Here is a 15039-nt window from a genome sequence, read left to right as displayed (position 1 = left end):
TATTAAGGGTATAAAAAAAGCCAGATTTTTCTCTGGCTCCAAGATTTTTAGAAGAATTCTTTCATTTTGTCAAAAAAGCTTTTCTCGGATTTGCCCGGATCAGGCTTGAAATTCTCAGAATCTCTCAGATCTTCCAAGATTTGTCTTTCCTCTTTGCTCAATTGCTTTGGTGTCCAAACATTGACATGAATTAGCTGATCGCCTCTGTTGTAACCATTGATATCTCTGATACCCTTGCCTTTCAGTCTAAGAATTTTTCCACTTTGGGTTCCCGGATCTAGTTTAATTTTGACTTTTCCGTCGATGGTGGGCACTTCTATCTGTGAACCCAACGCCACATCTATAAAACTCACATACAAATCAAAGACAACATTGTTGCCATCTCTCTGTAAAATTTCATCTTCAATTTCTTCTATCACTATCAAAAGATCTCCTGCAATCCCACCGGCTGTTTCATTTCCTTTACCTGACATGCTAAGTTGCATCCCGTCAGCAACTCCGGCAGGTATATTGATTGAAATCACTTCTTCTTTTAGAATCAAACCTCTTAAATCAGCTTCAGCTGGTCTTTTATCCACGATCTGACCATTCCCACCGCATGTAGGACAAGTGCTGGCCGAAACCATTTGCCCCAACATGGTATTGACTACTTTTTTAATCTGTCCTGCACCCTGACAGGAAGGGCAGGTTTTGAAAGTAACACCATCAGCTATAATCTGACGTTTTACTTTTATTTTCTTTTCAACTCCGTTGGCAATCTCTTTGAGGTTGAGTTTTAGCTTTACACGAAGGTTGGTTCCTTTTTTTGTCCTTCGACCACCTCTTCCCCCTCCAAAGAATGATTCAAATCCTCCTCCTCCGAAAATATCTCCGAACTGGGAAAAAATATCTTCCATGTTCATTCCTCCACCGCTATAACCTCCATTTCCGCCAAGCCCCTGATGTCCAAATTGGTCATAACGCTGACGTTTTTCCTGATTACTGAGTACCTCATAGGCTTCAGCCGCTTCTTTGAATTTCTCCTCCGCTTCAGGATTATCAGGATTTTTATCAGGATGAAATTGTATAGCTAATTTTCGATAAGCCTTTTTTATTTCTTCAGGGCTGGAGCTTTTGCTCACGCCTAAGACTTCATAATAATCTCTCTTTGCCATAATATATTTTAAGCTCCTGTGACAACTTTGGCATACCTGATGACTTTTTCACCAAGAGTATATCCATTTTCCACAACATCAATTACTTTACCTTTCAACTCATTTGTAGGAGCAGGTATCTGCGTAATCGCTTCTTGGGTTTCAGCATCAAATGGTTTTCCAACAAGGTCTTCCATTGGTTTCAATCCCTTACTCTCAAGGATTTTAACCAACTTATGAAATACCAATTGATTACCATCACGCACTTTTGTGGCATTCTCTTCTTGTTCACTGGCTTTGAAAGCTCTCTCAAAATCATCCACAACCGGAATAATATCCTTCATCAAGTCCTCAGAAGCTGTTTTTATGAGATCCAACCTTTCTTTTGAAGTTCTCCTTCTGTAGTTTTCGAATTCAGAATATAATCTTAAATATTTATCCTTTAGTTCTGAAACTTCTCTCCGCAACTTTTCTTCCTGAGACAATTCAGCATTATCAGAAATTGATTCAGAAGTCACTTTTTCATCCGTCAACATTTCTTCATGATTGGATTCCTGCTCATCAGAAGTTTCATGCTCCTTGTTGAGTATCTCTTTATCGGCCATTTTTTGTATTAATTTTAATCTTTTTTTTTGTTATCAATATTTTTGCCACAGCTTAAAAACTGACAAACTGACATTTAATCAGTATGTAAAGCCTGCCATAACAAATCCTTTAGTTTTTCCAGATTATACTGGGATACAGAGGAAATAAAAATAAATGGAAGGTCTTTGGGTATATCAGGTTTCATCTCTTCCATTAATCCTTCATCCAGCATATCCGATTTAGTGATGGCGAGTATTCTCTTTTTGTCCAAAAGCTCGGGATTGAATTTTTCCAATTCTTCCAAAAGGATTTTATACTGGACAGAAATACTATCTGCATCGGCAGGGATCATGAATAGCAGGATGGAGTTTCTCTCAATATGTCTTAAAAACCTTAGTCCCAAACCCCTACCTTCTGAAGCTCCTTCAATGATCCCGGGAATATCTGCCATTACAAAAGATTTTTCATCCCTATAAGGGACGACTCCCAGATTGGGGACCAAAGTAGTAAATGGATAATCACCTATTTCAGGTTTTGCGGCAGAAATACTGGACAACAAAGTGGATTTTCCTGCATTGGGAAACCCAACTAACCCAACATCAGCGAGCAATTTAAGCTCAAGAATAATCCATTCCTCAATTCCTTCTTCCCCTGGTTGCGCAAAATGCGGTGCTTGGTTAGTTGCTGTTTTAAAGTGGTCATTACCCAAACCTCCTCTTCCACCTGATGTAAGTACTACTTCTTGTCCTTCGTCTGTTATTTCGAATCTTACCTCCATTGTTTCAGCATCCTTAGCTACGGTGCCTAAGGGAACTTCAAGAATAACGTCATTTCCATCACGGCCTTTACGGCGTCCCCCTTCTCCTCCTTTTCCGTCTTCTGCGATGACATGTTTTTTGTATTTTAAATGCAGTAAGGTCCAAAGCTGTGAATTTCCTCTCAGGATGACGTGTCCACCACGACCGCCATCTCCGCCATCTGGGCCACCTTTAGGTACGTGTTTTTCTCTTCGGAAATGAACTGAACCTGCCCCCCCTGCCCCCGACCGTGAGCAAAATTTGACGTAATCAATAAAATTGGAATCTGCCACCCTATTTAAATTATTTTTAATAAAAACGGCTAAGCAAAAACGCTTAGCCGAAAGAATTTATTTGCAAAGGTATAAAATAATCAGTTTTAGTACTGATCTATCACCTTCTTAATGTTTTCAAATATCCCATCAACGGTACCTACTCCATTTATCTTAGTGAACTTACCCTGTTTTTCATAGTATTCTGCTACAGGTAAAGTTTCATCCAAATAGACCTTGATGCGGGTTTCAATTTTAGCTTCATCCTGATCATCGGCTCTACCTGATGTTTTTCCTCTTTCCCGAATCCTTTCTTTCAAAATGTTTTCTGCCACATCTAAAGCAATCATACCTGAAATGCTGATATTATTTTTTAACATCATTTTATCCAAGGCCTCTGCTTGAGCTACTGTCCGGGGAAAACCGTCAAATATAAATCCATTGGTATCTTTGGTTTGGGTGATTTTATCTTCAACCATCCCTATCACCACTTCATCAGGTACCAATCTGCCTTCATCCATATATTTTTTGGCAAGTTTGCCCAGGTCTGTTCCTTCTCCAAGATGTTTCCTGAACAAATCCCCCGTAGAAAGGTGGGTTAGATGGAAATTTGAAATGATTTTTTCACTTTGGGTTCCTTTACCAGCACCCGGAGGGCCAAATAGTACGATGTTAAGCATATCCAATGTTTATTTTATATATAATAGACAATCATTTCAATTGATACAGCGCCGGTAAATTTCTTCCAAATCCATCATAGTCCATACCATACCCAACAACAAATTTGTTTGGGATTTCAAAACCAATATAGTCGATTTTTATTTTATGGATGATTGCGTCCGGTTTTACAAGGAGTGAAGCCACGGCTATTCTTTTTGGTTTTTGTTTTTCAATTAACTCTAAAAGATATTTCATACTTAAACCCGTATCGATAATATCTTCAACTATAATCACAGATCTTCCTTCCAGGTCAACATCCAGACCCATTAAATTCATCACAGAACCGCTTGATTCTAAACCCTTATAGGAAGAAACTTTAATGAAACTGACCTCTATAGGTACGGTAACTTTTTTGGTCAGATCTGCTAAAAACATAAATGCACCATTGAGGACCCCGATCAAAACCGCAGGTTCATCTGCAAAATCTTTTGAAATCTCCGTACCTAATTCCTCAATTCTTTTTTTCAAGGCGTAGGCACTTATGTAAGGTACAAATTCCTTGTTTTTGATCAATGTCATAGATTCAAATAAAAATGCCCTTGGATCAAGGGCGATACAAATATAAAAAAAAAAGTTTTGGCCCAATGAATTTAATTGCTAATCCTTATAGATATCTTAATAAATACTTATACATTAAAACCATACTTTCTAAATCTTTTAATGAAACTTTTTCATAGGGAGTATGAACGTTATCTTCAGCAGCGCCAATAAAACACCAATCAATTGCATAGGGAGAAAACTGAATTTCTCTACCATCACTGCTCCCTTGGCCTTCAACTTCCAATTGAAAAGGAATCTTACTTTTTTCTGCCAGAGAAACAATCCGATTCAAAAAGCTTTTCCTGGGAATTAATTTATCACGCATTGAAATTACTACTCCCTCATGATGATGTATTCCATCTGTGATCCAAGTAATATCAGAGATAAGTGCATGTTTTATAGGTGCTGTTTCCTGAATAAACTTCAACAAAAAAGGCATACTTCCTCCACCATGTTCTTCATAAGTTGAAAATACAACCCATCCATCCTGCAAATCTTCGCACAAGCGCAGACAATTATATATTCCAAGTCTATTATCCAAATAAGCAGCTTGAATAAATTCATCATCTGTAATAATCTCTTGCTCAAATGATAAAAGTGTACCTCGATCTATTGCTCTTGGAAAATCATGTAATAAAACACCGTCTTGTTCTTTAACAGAACATGAAATAGGCCCTAGTCGATCTTTTCCTACCAATTTCATCCCATGTTCAATTTCGGGTCCTCCTATGGGAACAAGGTGGTTTTCATACCTTACGGTAAATCCAATTGTATCAATGTGAGAAAAAACGGCAGTTTGGGGCTGACCAAATTTCAAAAGTAAACAATCATGAAATTGTTCACCATAATATATCTCCGGCTGAACCTTCCATCTACTTTGCCGTTTAGTAACTATGTGTATAAGGAATTCCGTCATTTGTGATTCATTTCCTGATACGCTTTGAATGTTAAGCAAACTGTTAATTAGTTCCATAAATGTTTATTTAAACAATATTTGGCTTATATTGAGAAACATTAAAAATCGAAAAGATTTTTGATAAAGTTTAAAGTTTTAAAATATTAATATACATTTGTGAATAGTTTAAAGACTGTATAAAAGAAATTGAATCAATTAAACACTCAAAAACCTAACAGAAAAAATTTTTTGTTATGAAAAAAATACTACTATCTACAATAATGGCAGGTTGCATGGCTTTCACAGTCAATGCACAGAGTGACGACTTCAATAAGTGGTCATTAGAGCTTAACGGAGGTTTCAACAAACCGATGGCACCTTTATCAGCAGGCTATTTCTCACCCACTTTAAATCTTGGTCATATTGACTTTGGGGTAAGATATATGTTCAACGATAAATTTGGAGCAAAATTGGATTATGGACTTGGATCCTTTAGCGAAGCTAGTGGACAACCAGAATTTTCTACAACTTACTACAGATTGAACCTTCAGGGTGTAGCTAATTTAGGTAGAATAATGAAATGGGAGTCTTTCACAAGAACATTTAACCTACTTGGCCATCTAGGTGGAGGTATCGGTCAGGTAAGACCTGATGCAAATCCTTTGGATGATAATGTTTACAACATTATTGCAGGTTTAACAGGCCAAGTGAAATTAAGTGAAAGAATCGCTTTGACTGCTGATATTAGTACAATATTGAACGGTAGACAAACTGTTACTTTTGATGGAAATACCAACATCGTGCCTGCTGTAGAAAATGGATTCTATGGTGCCAACGGTACTTGGTGGACTGGTACTTTAGGCTTGAATTTTTATTTAGGCAAAGCTGCTACCCATGCTGACTGGTATGTTGAAGCTGATAAATACGCTACCAAAGCAGAACTTGCTCAACAAATCGGCGAAATTAAGGATATGTTGAAGGATTCTGACGGAGATGGTATTCCTGACTATTTGGATAAAGAGCCAAATACACCTGCCGGTGCAAGAGTAGATTCTTCAGGAAGAACTATAGATTCTGACGGAGATGGCATTCCTGATCATTTGGACAAATGTCCTTTCGCTCCAGGTCCAGCATCTAACAACGGCTGCCCTGTTGAACAAGAAGCTAAAGAAGTTGACTACTTCAAGAAAGCCATCAATGAAGGTTATGTAAATGTATTCTTCGCATTTGACAGCGCTAAGCCATTAGGTTACTCTGCTTCTGCCACTACCTATATCTCAAATTTCTTGAATAGAAATCCAGGAGTAAAACTAGAAGTTAAAGGTTTTGCTGATGAGTTGGGTCCTGAAGATTACAACATGAAGCTTTCTGAAAGAAGAGCAAAATCAGTTTATGATCTGTTGATTTCTGCAGGTATAGATGCTTCTAGGTTGACTTACAAAGGATATGGTGAAGATACCAGTGTGGATAAGCAATCTGCTGACGCTAGACAATTAGCAAGAAGAGCAAGTTTTGAAGTGAAATAATTAAAATTAAAGTAATATGAAAGCCCGTTCCAAAGGAATGGGCTTTTTTTATGTATTTACTTTTGGGAATATTTATATTAGTAAAATATCGATATTTGATATCCATTCAATACATCAATCAAAGGCATGTTTATACTTGACAAAAAAAACAGCATTGCAAACCATTTCTTATATCAATTGAGGGACAGTGAAATTCAAAAGGATAGGTTTAGGTTTAGGAAAAATCTAGAAAGGCTTGGGGAAATCATGGCTTATGAAATTTCAAAAAGCCTCCCTTTTTATCAAAAATCGATAAAAACCCCTCTTGGGAATTCATCAGTCGAATTGATAAAGTACCAACCTGTTTTAATTTCTGTCCTGAGAGCAGCAATCCCTTTTTACCAGGGATTCCTTAATTTTTTTGATGATACGGATAGTGGATTTATCGGTGCATATAGGAAGGGCGAAACCGACGATTCCAAAAACATTGAAATTGATTACTTATATCAGGCAGCTCCTTCAATTGAAGGTAGAGAAGTCATTTTAATTGATCCCATGTTGGCGACAGGGAAATCATTTATCAAAACCATTGAAAATCTGTATAAAAACGGAAATCCTTCAAAAATCCATATTGCAAGTGTAATTGCCGCCCCTGAAGGAATAGATTTTCTGCAAAAAAACACCAAACAGTCAGTAGAAATCTGGATTTGTTCTCTAGACGAAAAATTAAATGACAAATCATATATAATACCAGGTCTAGGTGATGCGGGCGACCTCTCATTTGGCGTAAAATTATAAAAGATAAATGGACTATTTATTTCTTGGTATTGGACTTGTAATTCTTTTAGCTGGTGGAAAATACTTAGTAGACGGAGCCTCTGGATTGGCTGCCAGATTTGGACTTAGCCCTGGACTTATCGGTCTAACAGTAGTGGCATTTGGAACTTCGGCACCGGAATTATTGGTCAGTATTAATGCAGCAATAAAAGGCAGCAGTGATATTGCTATTGGAAATGTAATCGGTTCAAATATTTCCAATATTTCAATGGTTTTAGGAATCAGCGCAGTGATTTTCCCAATTGTGATTCATCGTTCGGTATTAAAACTAGATTATCTGGCGACATTAGTAAGTTCCTTGATTTTTTACCTGATGGCTACTAACGGAATCATTTCGAGATGGGAAGGATTTATACTCTTTGTATTATTCATTTTGATCAATCTTTATTTTTTCAAAAAAATATCCCAAAATGAAGCTCAATTAGACGAATTTGAAAATGTTCCATCCATTTCATTTTTTAAGAGCATATTATTGTTTTTAATAGGAGTCCTAGGCTTGTATTTTGGATCAGATATGCTGGTGGATAGTGCCGTCAATATTTCCAAGGAAATGGGGATTAGTGAGAGGATCATTGGAGTTACAATTATTGCTATAGGAACAAGTTTACCCGAATTGATAACTTCATTGATTGCTGCATTGAAGAAAAAAACCGATATAGCTATCGGCAATATACTGGGTAGTAATATTCAGAATATTTTTTCAATTATTGGTTTGACGGCTTTAATAAGACCAATAAATGTTTCTGAAACATTTTTGAATCAGGATTTCATTTGGATGATTGGCCTTACTTTATTGTTATTTCCCATATTTCGTACCAATTGGAGAATATCCAGGATGGAAGGATTACTCTTGCTGATATTATATTGTGGATATCTATATACTGTAATATGATAACTTATATCTTGAAATTTCTGACCATATTTTTTGCATGTCTTTTCAAATTCATTGCCGGCCCGGTATTAGGTGCTGCGGCAGGATTTAGTCTTTTGGAAATTGTAACGGTAACTGTGAGTGGAATGATGACATCTGTCATTGCCATTACGTATTTGGGGGATTGGTTCAAATCACTTTGGGATTTAAGAATTACTCAAAAGCGTAAAAAATTCACCCCAAGGACAAGGCGAATTGTAAAGATTTGGAAAAAGTTTGGCACTTTGGGAATAGCAGCTTTAACTCCCATAATTCTTACCCCAATTGGCGGAACAATAGTACTGACAACATTTAATGTCAAAAAGAGAAAAATTTTTGTTTACATGTTGGGCAGTGCACTTTTCTGGGCATTAATTATGGGCTATTCCATTCATTGGCTGTTGAATATCCCGTTTTTTGACTTTTTACTCAGATAAATTTTCATCTGGCAATATCTCAATATCCTGAATCAGAACTCTCTTGGCAATTTCTTGACCTGTCAGGGTGGCAGCTAAACCTCCCATGGCAGTCTCTTTATACCTGCTTTCCATACTCGAACTGATCTCTCCCATTGCCTCTATGCATTCATCAACTGGAATAACCCCACTTACCCCTGCCAAAGCAATTTGAGCAGAACTGTTCGCTATAGCAACAGCACTTGCATTTCTGACTACACAGGGAATTTCCACCAAACCTGCTACCGGGTCACAGACTAATCCTAACATACACTGAATGGTTATAGCAACGGAATTGAAGACCTGATCTATGTTTCCTCCCAGACAATAAACTATTGCGCCTGCGGCCATCGCAGCAGCCGAACCGGTTTCTGCCTGACATCCCCCGACTGCTCCAGCAAGACTTGCTTTTTGTTCGATGATCAACGCTATCCCAGCACCGACAAGCAATCCCTCAAAAATTCTTCTATCCTCCAATGAATGAATTTCCTGAAGTGTATATAAAACACCTGGTAAAATCCCTGAAGCACCCGCTGTTGGTGCAGCAACAACCCTCCCCATACAGGAATTGACCTCTTTTGCAGCCAAAGCCCTAGAAATTAACCTCTGAAACTCCACTGATAATACCGTAAGCGGATGATTATATACTTTTTTCGCACCGTTATTGATCATTCCCGACCTTGAAGTCATATCAGACTTTAAACCCGTATCCACAGCTTCTTTCATTACAGCGTAAGCTTTTGAAAGACCATCCCAAATCTCTTGTTCTGAAATATCTTTTTGAGAAATTTCATAGTTGAGGACAGATTCATGAAGATTCATTCCATGGTTCTCACAATAAACCTTCCAACCCGAAAAACTACCAAACAGAAAACTCATATATCGATTTTACCTTTGTCCATCAACAAAATTGGCCAAAGTAAAGCATAAAAAAAAACCTCCTTAAATATTAAAAGGAGGTTGATCCGGCAACAGATGATTATCTTATTTCTGTAATCTTTATTTTTATTCTTAAAGGCTCATTTGGCCTGGCAACCTGATTGATATAACCTCTATCAATTAAATCCTTCCTTATCTGATATGGAAAAACCTGCGGTCCACTTTCAAAGCCTAGGTGGGAAGGAACTAACATTTCCAGTTCCATGTCTTTTTTTACCCCCAGCAGTCCCAGATTCAAAAATTTCAGGTTTGAAGAATTACCAAGGGTAGTTTGGGCCGGAGTGTTAGCCGCGTTTTCCGCAATAGTATTGGGATTGTCCAATTGATACATTTTAAAAGTAAATCTGATAACGTCTCCGGATTTGGATTCTACAGATTCTTCATCTCCTGTATTACTGATTTTCTGGTAAAGACCTTCATTCGTTTTATTAAAACCCTCTATTTGATTAGCTGAAAGATATTCCTCAATAAGTTCTTCTTCCAATAATTTGAGCCCCTCCTCACTATAGGTTTCAGCATATTTGACTTTAATGACCAAATTAGAATTTGGTTGGATCAGTTGTTGGTAACTATAATCTTGGTATCCTAAATAGGAAGGCACATACAACATTAATGTCTCTCCCTTTTTTGAAATACTGGAAGCAAAATTAATTACTCTTGGAACCAAGCCTCCTTCTGAATGGACAAATATTCTTGGTCTTTTTGATTCATCCAAATAGGATTCGATAAGCTGGTCATCAGTTGTTTTTATTTCATAATAAACTCCAATAATATCTCCGTTTTTAATCTGTTCCGCAGTTTCGTTGGTTATTTCTTTTTTATAATAATAGCCCAGTGCGGTCTTGATTGCATCGACATTGTTTCTCGAAATATAGTTTGCCAACAAACTATCATCTCTTTCAATAGACTTTTCTAAATCTGATTCAGCTTCAGGAAAACAGGAAGTAATTAACATAGCCATACCAACCAATGCTGGCAAAACACTTCTTTTGATCATTTTATTCTTTTTTATTTTTGATTTGGAAATTCATTCTAAGGTTTACCCCACCAATTGAAAACTGCTGGTTGGAAAATGTCTGCGTCCCTAATGACAATTTATAAAATGGTTCTATCGAGATAAACGTACCGTTTTTTAGACTTTGTTCAAAACCGACACCTAAATTTAACATCTGCCCAGAATCAACATTTCCTGATCCTGAATCTGGTCTTTGGGTTTGAGTAAAAGTCTCAACAACTTGATTTGAACTTGAAAAATTGGGTTGGGAAAGATTTACAGCGTTAAAAGTCGTAACGTTTTGTTGGTTTAGATACAACATGTTTGAAAAACCGGATACCACATATAGGTCAGAGGATTTATTCTCTAACACTTTAAATTTCAAATTTATCGGAATTTCCAATTGACCAAAACTCAATTCATTGGAAGCGTTTATGTAATTACCCGATAAAATCGCCGACCGCGCATCCTCTGCTAATGACAATCCAAAATTTGAATTGGATAAATCAGCGGATGAAAAATTAATCATCCCTCCAGAGGTCGGTTCGATATGCTGTCTGGCATAAGCAAGTCCGACATCAAGTTTGATCCTTCTTGAAAATGAAAATTCGGACATGATCCCCGCACCCAAATTCAATGTTTGGGTAGTATTGGAGATAGTCTGTGGCGCAACCAATACACCCAGTTTAAGCGGTTCTTTTTTGCCTTCTACCTTAACCAAGGTATTGCTTAGATTAATTTCCTTTTCGTCCCCAAGCCAATTTTGAATGTAGTCAATGGCTTCCTGCTCGCTTTCATCAGCTACAATAACTTCAGAAGGTTCTTTAATAGAGGTGATAAAAGGATCATAAACCCTTTCCTTTTTCTCCAATTGGATTTCGTTATTCCTGGCAATATCTCCAAGAGCATTTGAATTAATTTCAATAAGATTATTCCCAGGAGTTGTGACTTTCCCAATACCTGTGTTTTCCTCAATACTTGTAATCCGTACCTGAACTTCTTTATCCAATGCTTCCTGTACTTCACCACTGGACTCCAAATTAGATTGTTCAAGGCTTCCCGAAGAGGTATTGGCCGTATCAGCAGGGATTAATCCTTCTGTGACGTTTTTTTCATTGCTACTGATAAGTTCTTGAGATGAATCAATCAGATTATTTTGAATCTCATCTTTCTGAAAAACAATAAATGCTCCAATAATTATACTCGCCGCAATACCTCCCCACCAAATTCCAGATAAAGAAAAGAAACCCTTATTCTTTTTTCCAAGGTATAGCTTTCTGAACTTTTCCAACTCAACGGGATCCAAAGGCTCCTGAAATTGCTCAAAGGAGTCTTTTATCTTCTCAACAAGTCTTTTATCGAATTGCTCCTTCATTTTTGATTTGATTTAAATCCTGCACTTTTTCACGCAACTGTCTTTTAGCCCTGGCCAGATAAGTCCTGGAAGTGCTCGGGGGAATTCCCAATACCTCCCCGATTTCATTGTGAGAATATCCCTCTATTTCATACATATTGAAAACCAATCTAAGTACGTCAGGAAGATTTCTCATCAGACCGAGAATATCATTTACCGAAAGCTGATCTATGATTTCAGGATCAGAAGTTTCCCTCTCAGCCTTTTCAATATCCATAACCGCAAAGTATTTCACGTTTTTTCTATAGTAATCAATTGATGTATTAATAAGGATTCTCCGAAACCAGCCCTTAAATGAATTTTCAAAACTATATTGCGATAATTTGTCAAATGCTTTCAAAAAGCTGTCGTTGACTATTTCACAGGCCTCTTCCCTTGAATTTGAATACCTCAAAGCAATACTCATAGCATAGCCATAGAAGTGCTTATAAAGCATTTCTATGGATTTATAATCGCCATTCTTTGCTTTTTGGATTATGTTTTTTTCCAAAGATTCAGGTTGGTTTTTAGACCCTTGAAAACTAGACGTAATTGAATTACAAAACGCTACATCTTACTGAAAAAATTTTTTTATTGAATCAAAGATCATAGCAAAGAATGAGTTGCTCAATAACAAAAGATTCATCAAAATCAATATTGTATAAATCAAGCAAGAACAACATTTTGCCAAAAATCCAACATACAAAGTGAAGCTATAAAGATTTCAATGATTTATACTTTTTATAGTACTTATAAACTCTTACTTTTATTTTCAGTTAAATAACCAACCATTGAAATTCGCGTTAATACTGTCACTGTAATTTATGAAAAAAGCGAAAAAATTTCTGCTGATCATTTTTTTCTTAGGCCTATATGGCTCCCTGCAGGCTCAAAGGGAAGATGCCGGGGATTATGAATATGATCAGGAAATTCTTGTTGGGATCAACAAGAATACCAATGGGGGTTTGATTGGAGGCTTTACCCTAAAATTAGGTTATAGGATAGATGATTCAAAATTTCAGTTTTTTGGATTAGACCTGGTCAATGTCAAAAACCCTAAAGAAGTAAGGTATCAGACAGTATTGGGGAATTCCTTTATTTTCGGAAAATCAAATTACCTGTATTCGATAAGACCCTACTATGGGCGTGAAATCATAGTTGGTAAAAAAGCTCCTCAGCAAGGTGTTCAGGTTTCATTATTGGGAGCTATTGGGCCAACAATAGGGATCATAGCACCATATTATATTGAATATGCCGTCAGTAGAGTTGAAACAGTCCGTGAGCAATTTGATCCTGAAGTACATCAAAGCAGATTCAATATCCTTGGTCCGGGAAGAGTTTTTGAAGGAATCGGTGAATCAGAAGTGGCTTTTGGCGCAAACGCGAAGGTTGCTGTTAATTTCGAATTCGGGGTTTTTAAATCAAATGTGACTGGCTTGGAACTTGGTTACCAATTAGAAGGTTTTACCAGAGAAATCCCATTAATGCCAACTACAGAGAATAACCAAGTATTCCAATCGGTATATTTCACGTTTTTCTACGGATTCAGAAGATAAAGACTCCGTTGGCATTAATTGTTCATTAAGGTTAATTTTGCTGACCACAATTAAAAAATAAAATGATTGAACTTCCAGTTATATCCGAAGAGGCTACAAAAAGAAAAAAACCGGATTGGTTAAGAGTAAAGTTGCCAATTGGAAAAGAATACGCCAAAGTAAGGAAATTAGTAGATGAACATAAGCTTCACACCATCTGCGAAAGTGGAAACTGTCCCAATATGGGTGAATGCTGGGGTGCAGGAACTGCCACATTTATGATATTGGGAAATGTATGTACCAGATCCTGTTCATTTTGTGCAGTGGCAACCGGTAGACCGCCTGAATACGATACTGATGAACCGAGAAGAGTGGCTGAGGCTATCCAATTGATGGGCGTAAAACATGCCGTAATTACTTCCGTCAACAGAGATGAGTTAAAAGACAAGGGAGCTGAAATCTGGTTTCAAACTGTCGTAGAAACCAAAAGACTTTCACCAAATACAACCATAGAAACCCTTATCCCTGATGTGAAATCAAACTGGGATGCGCTTTATAGAATGATCAGCGGGGGTCAGGAAGTCGTGTCTCATAATATGGAAACTGTGGAAAGTCTATATAGAAGAGTCCGGCCCCAGGCAAAATACAGTAGGTCTTTGGAACAGATAAAATTGACCAAAGAGTACGGCAAAAGAACTAAAACAGGTATCATGCTCGGGTTGGGCGAGAAGAAAGACGAAGTATTGAAAGCTATGGATGATTTGGTCATCCATGGTTGTGACATACTGACACTTGGCCAATATCTTCAGCCTACAAAAATGCATATAGAAGTAGCTGAATTTATCCACCCGGATTTATTTGCTGAATACAGGGAAGAAGGATTGAAAAGAGGTCTGAAATATGTGGAATCCGGCCCTCTTGTGCGGTCTTCCTATCATGCAGAAAGGCATGTAAATGTTTAAAAAAAAAAGAGGTTGAACTTTTAGCTCATCCTCTTTTTTTATTCAAATGGATTTTCAATTATTTCAAATATGCAGAAAGCATCCAAACAGTTTTCTCTTTGGCAGAAATATAATCGCTCATTAAGGTCACTGTTCCCTCATCACCATGGTCTCCGGCCGTTCCCAAAACTGATCTTTCCAGTTTCAATAAAGAATTTAAATTATCTCTGACGATTTCAACCATTTTTTTGGCCTCCTCAACCTTCTTAGCTTCTGTGATTACAGAATTTTCAATGTACTCGCTAAAAGAGGAATATGGCCTTTCGCCAAGTGTCAAAATCCTTTCAGCGGTCTCATCAATTGCCAAGGTCGCTTCGTTATACAATTCCTCAAATTTAGCATGAAGCTCAAAGAAATTTGGACCAGTTATATTCCAGTGAAAATTTCTGAGATTTTGATAGTATATTTCATAACTGGCCAATAGGTTATTTAACTTTTTGACAAGAACCTTACTGTCTTTTATTTCTAATCCGATATCGTTTGTGCTCATAATATTTATATTTATGGTTATTACATATACCTATTAAC

17 protein-coding genes are annotated in these 15039 nt (G+C 37.1%); 6 read left to right on the top strand and 11 right to left on the bottom strand.

The window, feature by feature from the left end; all coding sequences use genetic code 11:
• Positions 1-47 precede the first annotated feature (47 nt).
• From dnaJ to B9A52_RS08505, 6 genes are all read right to left on the bottom strand, one after another.
• Positions 48-1154, bottom strand: a complete 1107-nt coding sequence (gene dnaJ, locus B9A52_RS08530; RefSeq protein ID WP_084119904.1) for a molecular chaperone DnaJ — start codon at positions 1152-1154, stop codon at positions 48-50.
• An 8-nt stretch (positions 1155-1162) separates the two neighbouring features.
• A complete protein-coding gene (locus B9A52_RS08525) occupies positions 1163-1738 on the bottom strand; it encodes a nucleotide exchange factor GrpE (protein ID WP_084119903.1) in 576 nt (191 codons plus the stop codon).
• Between the two features lie 74 nt (positions 1739-1812).
• Entirely contained in the window at positions 1813-2808 is a 996-nt protein-coding gene (obgE, locus tag B9A52_RS08520; protein WP_084119902.1) for a GTPase ObgE, read from the bottom strand.
• A gap of 86 nt (positions 2809-2894) precedes the next feature.
• Positions 2895-3467 (bottom strand): adenylate kinase, encoded by a 573-nt coding sequence (locus tag B9A52_RS08515; RefSeq protein ID WP_084119901.1) that lies wholly within the window; start codon positions 3465-3467, stop codon positions 2895-2897.
• A gap of 31 nt (positions 3468-3498) precedes the next feature.
• The gene (gene hpt / locus B9A52_RS08510) at positions 3499-4026 is read right to left on the bottom strand and encodes a hypoxanthine phosphoribosyltransferase (RefSeq protein WP_084123442.1); all 528 of its coding nucleotides are present in this window, start codon (positions 4024-4026) and stop codon (positions 3499-3501) included.
• Positions 4027-4111: 85 nt separating this feature from the next.
• Positions 4112-5020: an aminopeptidase gene (locus tag B9A52_RS08505; RefSeq protein WP_084119900.1), complete on the bottom strand. Its 909-nt coding sequence runs from the start codon at positions 5018-5020 to the stop codon at positions 4112-4114.
• Between the two features lie 176 nt (positions 5021-5196).
• On the opposite strand from B9A52_RS08505, the gene B9A52_RS08500 reads away from it, so the two are divergent.
• The 4 genes from B9A52_RS08500 to B9A52_RS08485 all read left to right on the top strand — a co-directional run bounded on the left by B9A52_RS08500 (position 5197) and on the right by B9A52_RS08485 (position 8631).
• Positions 5197-6468, top strand: coding sequence for an OmpA family protein (locus B9A52_RS08500; protein WP_084119899.1), 1272 nt, complete (start codon positions 5197-5199; stop codon positions 6466-6468).
• 126 nt (positions 6469-6594) lie between these two features.
• Positions 6595-7245, top strand: coding sequence for a uracil phosphoribosyltransferase (gene upp / locus B9A52_RS08495; protein ID WP_084119898.1), 651 nt, complete (start codon positions 6595-6597; stop codon positions 7243-7245).
• A 7-nt stretch (positions 7246-7252) separates the two neighbouring features.
• Positions 7253-8176 carry a calcium/sodium antiporter gene (locus B9A52_RS08490; protein ID WP_084119897.1) on the top strand — a complete coding sequence of 308 codons (924 nt, stop codon included), beginning with the start codon at positions 7253-7255 and terminating at the stop codon, positions 8174-8176.
• Entirely contained in the window at positions 8173-8631 is a 459-nt protein-coding gene (locus B9A52_RS08485) for a hypothetical protein (RefSeq protein WP_172805190.1), read from the top strand. Before B9A52_RS08490 ends, B9A52_RS08485 begins: the two co-directional genes overlap by 4 nt.
• Here B9A52_RS08485 and sdaAA read toward each other — a convergent pair.
• The 4 genes from sdaAA to B9A52_RS08465 form a co-directional block, all read right to left on the bottom strand.
• Entirely contained in the window at positions 8620-9528 is a 909-nt protein-coding gene (gene sdaAA, locus B9A52_RS08480; RefSeq protein ID WP_084119896.1) for an L-serine ammonia-lyase, iron-sulfur-dependent, subunit alpha, read from the bottom strand. The two genes, B9A52_RS08485 and sdaAA, sit on opposite strands and share 12 nt — an antisense overlap.
• 100 nt (positions 9529-9628) lie before the next feature.
• Entirely contained in the window at positions 9629-10585 is a 957-nt protein-coding gene (locus B9A52_RS08475; protein WP_172805189.1) for an FKBP-type peptidyl-prolyl cis-trans isomerase, read from the bottom strand.
• A gap of 1 nt (position 10586) precedes the next feature.
• Positions 10587-11957 carry a hypothetical protein gene (locus B9A52_RS08470; protein WP_084119895.1) on the bottom strand — a complete coding sequence of 457 codons (1371 nt, stop codon included), beginning with the start codon at positions 11955-11957 and terminating at the stop codon, positions 10587-10589.
• A complete protein-coding gene (locus B9A52_RS08465) occupies positions 11938-12486 on the bottom strand; it encodes an RNA polymerase sigma factor (protein ID WP_084119894.1) in 549 nt (182 codons plus the stop codon). Before B9A52_RS08465 ends, B9A52_RS08470 begins: the two co-directional genes overlap by 20 nt.
• A gap of 313 nt (positions 12487-12799) precedes the next feature.
• Between B9A52_RS08465 and B9A52_RS08460 the strand changes: the two genes are divergently transcribed.
• A complete protein-coding gene (locus B9A52_RS08460) occupies positions 12800-13531 on the top strand; it encodes a hypothetical protein (RefSeq protein WP_084119893.1) in 732 nt (243 codons plus the stop codon).
• A 62-nt stretch (positions 13532-13593) separates the two neighbouring features.
• Complete coding sequence (gene lipA / locus B9A52_RS08455) at positions 13594-14472, top strand: lipoyl synthase (RefSeq protein WP_084119892.1); 879 nt, start codon at positions 13594-13596, stop codon at positions 14470-14472.
• A gap of 58 nt (positions 14473-14530) precedes the next feature.
• On the opposite strand, the gene B9A52_RS08450 is transcribed toward lipA, so the two are convergent.
• Positions 14531-15001: a Dps family protein gene (locus tag B9A52_RS08450; protein WP_084119891.1), complete on the bottom strand. Its 471-nt coding sequence runs from the start codon at positions 14999-15001 to the stop codon at positions 14531-14533.
• Positions 15002-15039: the final 38 nt, after the last annotated feature.

Source organism: Aquiflexum balticum DSM 16537, assembly GCF_900176595.1.
GTDB classification, from domain to species: Bacteria; Bacteroidota; Bacteroidia; order Cytophagales; family Cyclobacteriaceae; genus Aquiflexum; species Aquiflexum balticum.
This window is presented reverse-complemented; position numbering and strand designations above follow the sequence as displayed.

Coding starts and splice junctions, on each gene's coding strand:
- B9A52_RS08515 (WP_084119901.1), bottom strand. CDS start 3,467: ATGCTTAACATCGTACTATTTGGCCCTCCGGGTGCTGGTAAAGGAACC.
- B9A52_RS08525 (WP_084119903.1), bottom strand. CDS start 1,738: ATGGCCGATAAAGAGATACTCAACAAGGAGCATGAAACTTCTGATGAG.
- B9A52_RS08470 (WP_084119895.1), bottom strand. CDS start 11,957: ATGAAGGAGCAATTCGATAAAAGACTTGTTGAGAAGATAAAAGACTCC.
- hpt (WP_084123442.1), bottom strand. CDS start 4,026: ATGACATTGATCAAAAACAAGGAATTTGTACCTTACATAAGTGCCTAC.
- B9A52_RS08485 (WP_172805190.1), top strand. CDS start 8,173: ATGATAACTTATATCTTGAAATTTCTGACCATATTTTTTGCATGTCTT.
- upp (WP_084119898.1), top strand. CDS start 6,595: ATGTTTATACTTGACAAAAAAAACAGCATTGCAAACCATTTCTTATAT.
- lipA (WP_084119892.1), top strand. CDS start 13,594: ATGATTGAACTTCCAGTTATATCCGAAGAGGCTACAAAAAGAAAAAAA.
- sdaAA (WP_084119896.1), bottom strand. CDS start 9,528: ATGAGTTTTCTGTTTGGTAGTTTTTCGGGTTGGAAGGTTTATTGTGAG.
- B9A52_RS08490 (WP_084119897.1), top strand. CDS start 7,253: ATGGACTATTTATTTCTTGGTATTGGACTTGTAATTCTTTTAGCTGGT.
- B9A52_RS08500 (WP_084119899.1), top strand. CDS start 5,197: ATGAAAAAAATACTACTATCTACAATAATGGCAGGTTGCATGGCTTTC.
- B9A52_RS08475 (WP_172805189.1), bottom strand. CDS start 10,585: ATGATCAAAAGAAGTGTTTTGCCAGCATTGGTTGGTATGGCTATGTTA.
- B9A52_RS08460 (WP_084119893.1), top strand. CDS start 12,800: ATGAAAAAAGCGAAAAAATTTCTGCTGATCATTTTTTTCTTAGGCCTA.
- B9A52_RS08450 (WP_084119891.1), bottom strand. CDS start 15,001: ATGAGCACAAACGATATCGGATTAGAAATAAAAGACAGTAAGGTTCTT.
- B9A52_RS08505 (WP_084119900.1), bottom strand. CDS start 5,020: ATGGAACTAATTAACAGTTTGCTTAACATTCAAAGCGTATCAGGAAAT.
- dnaJ (WP_084119904.1), bottom strand. CDS start 1,154: ATGGCAAAGAGAGATTATTATGAAGTCTTAGGCGTGAGCAAAAGCTCC.